General features: G+C 43.5%; 4 protein-coding genes. All 4 read left to right on the forward strand.

Annotated elements, in window-relative coordinates; translation table 11 throughout:
- The coding region (locus ACKPQ4_RS08680) for an HAD family hydrolase (RefSeq protein WP_407680794.1) at positions 1–457 on the forward strand (457 nt) is incomplete at its 5' end.
- Between the two features lie 2 nt (positions 458–459).
- A complete protein-coding gene (locus ACKPQ4_RS08685) occupies positions 460–1,782 on the forward strand; it encodes a dicarboxylate/amino acid:cation symporter (RefSeq protein WP_407680795.1) in 1,323 nt (440 codons plus the stop codon).
- A 9-nt stretch (positions 1,783–1,791) separates the two neighbouring features.
- On the forward strand, positions 1,792–3,804 hold the full coding sequence (uvrB, locus tag ACKPQ4_RS08690; RefSeq protein ID WP_407680796.1) for an excinuclease ABC subunit UvrB: 2,013 nt from the start codon (positions 1,792–1,794) through the stop codon (positions 3,802–3,804).
- The coding region (locus ACKPQ4_RS08695; RefSeq protein ID WP_407680797.1) for a GIN domain-containing protein at positions 3,785–4,470 on the forward strand (686 nt) is incomplete at its 3' end. The genes uvrB and ACKPQ4_RS08695, both read left to right, overlap by 20 nt.

Raw genomic sequence — 4,470 nt, forward strand, 5'->3', positions numbered from 1 at the left:
GGGAAAACGCAAAGAGGAAATCTATCGGGAATTGGGAAACAAAGACGGTATTAAGCTTGCACGAGGTTCCAAGGATTTCCTCAAACAGACCCCCTCCTCTATTTTCCGTTGCTCAATTGGTACCTCTACTGAGCGAAAAAATGTAGAATTAGCGATTAGCCAACATGACTTATCTAAATATTTTTTAGGCGCGGCATGTTCGGAAGATGTATCCAGAGGCAAACCAGACCCAGAGGTGTTTTTAGAGGCGGCAAAAATTTTGTCTATTACTCCTAAAAACTGTGTGGTTTTTGAGGATAGCCCTCATGGAATAGAAGCGGCTAAACGAGCAGGTATGAAAACCGTTGCTTTGACCACCACTCATCCATCAACTACTTTCATGCATTTAAACCCCGATCTTCTGGTCGCCTCTCTCGCTGACCTAGGCGTTGACCAAGTAGAAAAACTTTTTTCTTAAAGATGAACAAACTATCTTTTCACCACAAAGTTCTCATTTCTCTATGCCTTGCCTTTGGCGTTGGACTCTGGGCAAATTTCAGCCTAGACGAATCCACTCAGCCACCAGTTTGGATTGGTTGGCTTATTCAAACTTGTGAGTTCATTGGTAAACTTTTTCTAAATGGATTAAAAATGGTGGTAATTCCCTTGGTCTTAACTTCGGTAATTTGTGGAGTTTCACAGATCTCCGGTGATCGGGATTTTGGACGATTGGGCATCAAAACTTTATTAATTTACTCATTAACAGGATTACTCGCAGTAACTACCGGTTTACTCTGCGTAAATCTACTCCAACCTGGGTTGGTTGATCCGGAGATTAAGGAGGCAATTCTGGCTAACCAACAAAGCACAAGCATCCCATCCCTTGACCGTGCGATAGAAACTGCAAATAATGGGTGGTCTAACCTTGCTCAAATCTTACACCGCATGGTTCCCCCAAATCTGTTTTCAGCGGCGGTTGAGGGACAACTGCTCGGTCTAATCTGCTTCGGATTGCTCTTTGGTTTTTTCCTTGGACGCATCAAACCTGAACTTCGAAACGGACAGCTCAATTTTTGGCAGGGTTTTCAAGAAATCATTCTTAAAATAACTAATTTCATCTTAGGCTTTGCTCCTGTAGGTATTTTTGGCTTGGTTACGCCCACACTAGCTAAAAGTGGCCTGGATGCCTTTTGGTTAATGGGAGGTTTTGCCCTTACCGTATTTCTCGCACTTGGCATCCATGGGCTTCTCGTGCTTCCCATTCTTTTAAAACTTCTGGGGCGCATTCGTTTCCTCGATCATTATCGGGCGATGACCCCTGCCCTACTTACCGCTTTTTCCACCGCTTCTTCATCAGCAACTTTACCTGTCACCATGGAATGCACAAACCAACGAGTTGGTGTGTCTTCTAAAATAAGCAGTTTCACCCTACCCCTTGGAGCTACCTTAAACATGGACGGAACCGCACTTTTTGAGTGCATAGTGGTGATTTTTCTCGCACAATTTTTTGGGATTGAAATGGGTTGGGTCACCCAATTCTCAGTGGTATTACTGGCTCTGCTTACCTCAGTTGGTGTAGCGGGTATTCCTTCTGCAAGTTTGGTTGCTATCCTTGTTATTTTACAAGCAGTTGGCTTTGACGATCATGCTATTGCCACCGGAGTTGGGATGATCTATGTGGTCGACCGGATACTCGATATGTCCCGTACGATGATTAACGTGCTCGGAGACAGTTGTGCCGCGGCCATCATCGGTAAAAGTGAAGGTGAGAGCGGATATTATAATAAAGCTCAGTCTTCATAACCATCCGGAATGAATTTCGAACTTCATTCCGACTACTCCCCGCAGGGAGACCAGCCTAAAGCGATAAAAGAACTGGTTGGCTCAGTCAGAAAAGGCAACCCCTACCAAACCCTCCTAGGGGTTACAGGATCCGGTAAGACTTTTACCATGGCCAACATGATCCAGGAATTGCAAAGGCCCGCCTTGATCATTTCACATAACAAAACTTTGGCCGCCCAGTTATACTCTGAATTCAAAGGTTTTTTCCCAAATAATGCAGTGGAATACTTCGTTAGTTATTACGATTATTATCAGCCAGAGGCTTATGTTCCATCCACAGATACTTTTATCGAAAAGGACTCTTCAATCAACGAAGAGATCGAGCGTCTAAGGTTAGCAACTACCGGATCGTTGATTAGTCGAGAAGATGTCATTGTTGTGGCCAGCGTATCATGCATTTATGGCCTCGGTTCTCCAGATGATTTTCGTGCTCTCTCCGTAAATTTACAACAAGGTGCACAAGTTAGCAGGGACGATGTTCTTTTGCAATTAGTCGCTGGTCTTTACAATCGTAACGATATGGACCTAAGAGCAGGGAGATTTCGTGTACGCGGAGATGTCGTCGATATTTTCCCTGCCTATGCACAACAACCCCTACGGGTTGAGTTTTGGGGAGACGAGATAGAAAGCCTTAGAGAATTTGACCTTGTTACAGGAGAGACCATTCGTTCATTTGAGCAGTACCAGATCTATCCCGCCAATCAATATGTAACGACTAAGGAGAAAGTTGAACGGGCATGTAAATCAATAGAAAACGAGCTTGAAGAGCGGGTTGCCTCCTTTGAAAAAGATAATTTGTTATTGGAAGCTCAACGTATTCGAATGCGTACTGAATATGACCTGGAAATGCTCAGGGAGATTGGGTTTTGCAATGGAATTGAGAATTATTCACGCCACCTGTCACAACGTAAACCAGGCCAACGTCCATGGTGTTTGATTGATTTCTTCCCCGATGACTTTCTTCTATTCATTGATGAAAGTCATGTCTCTATCCCCCAAATCGGTGGAATGTTTCATGGAGATTTTTCGCGAAAACAAAAACTAGTTGAGTATGGATTTCGTCTACCTTCGGCCCTAGACAACCGACCACTCAAGCCGGACGAATTTGCAAAAGTTACGGGTCAAACCATCTATGTGTCGGCAACACCCGGCAAAGTAGAATTTGAAAAAAGTGCACTGGTAGCCGAACAATTAATTCGCCCCACTGGGTTGGTGGATCCCGAAATGGAAGTCCGTCCGATATCCGGTCAGGTTGAGGATTGTATTGCCGAAATTAAAAAAGTGGTCCTACGAGGCGACCGTGTTCTAGTTACCACCCTAACCAAGCGAATGTCTGAGGACCTAACAGAATATTTACGGGAACGGGATATTCGAGTAGAGTACCTTCATTCTGATGTCGATGCGATTGAGAGAGTGGAAATTTTGCGAAATTTACGGGCTGGAGAATGCGATGTTTTGGTGGGAGTTAATTTGCTTCGAGAAGGGCTCGACCTTCCTGAGGTTGCTTTGGTTGCCGTATTGGATGCCGACAAGGAAGGCTTTCTTCGAAGTGAAACCAGCCTAATTCAAACTGCTGGTCGAGCGGCTCGACATATCTTAGGTAAGGTAATTTTTTATGCGGATGTAATGACACGCTCCCTCCAGGCAGCATGGGATGTATGCCAATATAGAAGAGAGAGACAATTGGCCTACAATAAAAAACACGGGATTATACCCAAGAGCATTTCCCGGCCGGTTCAGGAGAGTTTAAGAACAGAGAGGGAAGAGGATAAGCATGATTTGCTCGTCTCAGAGAATAAATCTCCAGAGGAAGTTAAAAAGCTAATCAAACAATTGGACAAAGAAATGTTCGACGCGGTAAAAAAACTCGAGTTCGAAAAAGCAGCTCTTTTACGTGATCAAATCAGTTTCTTAAAAGATGGTTCCATGCCATCAAAAAAGCCTAATCGAAGGTCAAAAAAATATGGTAAAAGAAAGAAGTAACATTCTGATGCTTGGTGGAAGTAGACTTAGCATTCAAATTTTCTTATTGTGGATCCCCTTCGTCGACTCGTTAACGGGAGCGGTTGAGTCAAAGAAAAAACTATGTTTTCATTTTGATCAAATTGAAGTCCGTGGAGCAGTTACCGTCTTTGTAGAACCAGGAAAAAGAAATCGGCAGGTGGAATATTTTGCCGATTCTTCGATCATCGATGCAGTCACGACTGAAGTGCGCGATCGCACCCTTTATATTGATGCGAACAATTCATATTCACTCTCCCGCATCATCCCTTTACTGCGTTTATCCGCTCAACGGGTCTTTCCAATTGAGGTGATTGTTTCGATTGAAAGTCTAAAAGAAATTAGGCTGCTCGAAAAAAGTAATTTAAATATCAAAAAGGTTTCAGGTAAGGAAATAAAACTCTACTCTAACTCGACCGGATTTCTTCATTGCTCAGGTCTTCGTCACGAAAAGATTAGTGTACGACATGATGGGAGTGGTGAGATCGCACTTAAAGGTCGTGAAATCATTCATTTAGACGCCCAAGTTTATGGGAGTGGTTCCTTAAAATGCGAAGAATTATTCCTGGAAAAAGCCACCATTCAACACCATGGTACAGGACAGGTTATGATTGCTCCAAATAATTGGTTAGATGCCAGGATTAATAA

It is taken from the genome of Candidatus Chordibacter forsetii, from assembly GCF_964187505.1.
Classification (GTDB): domain Bacteria; phylum Verrucomicrobiota; class Verrucomicrobiia; order Opitutales; family Seribacteraceae; genus Chordibacter; species Chordibacter forsetii.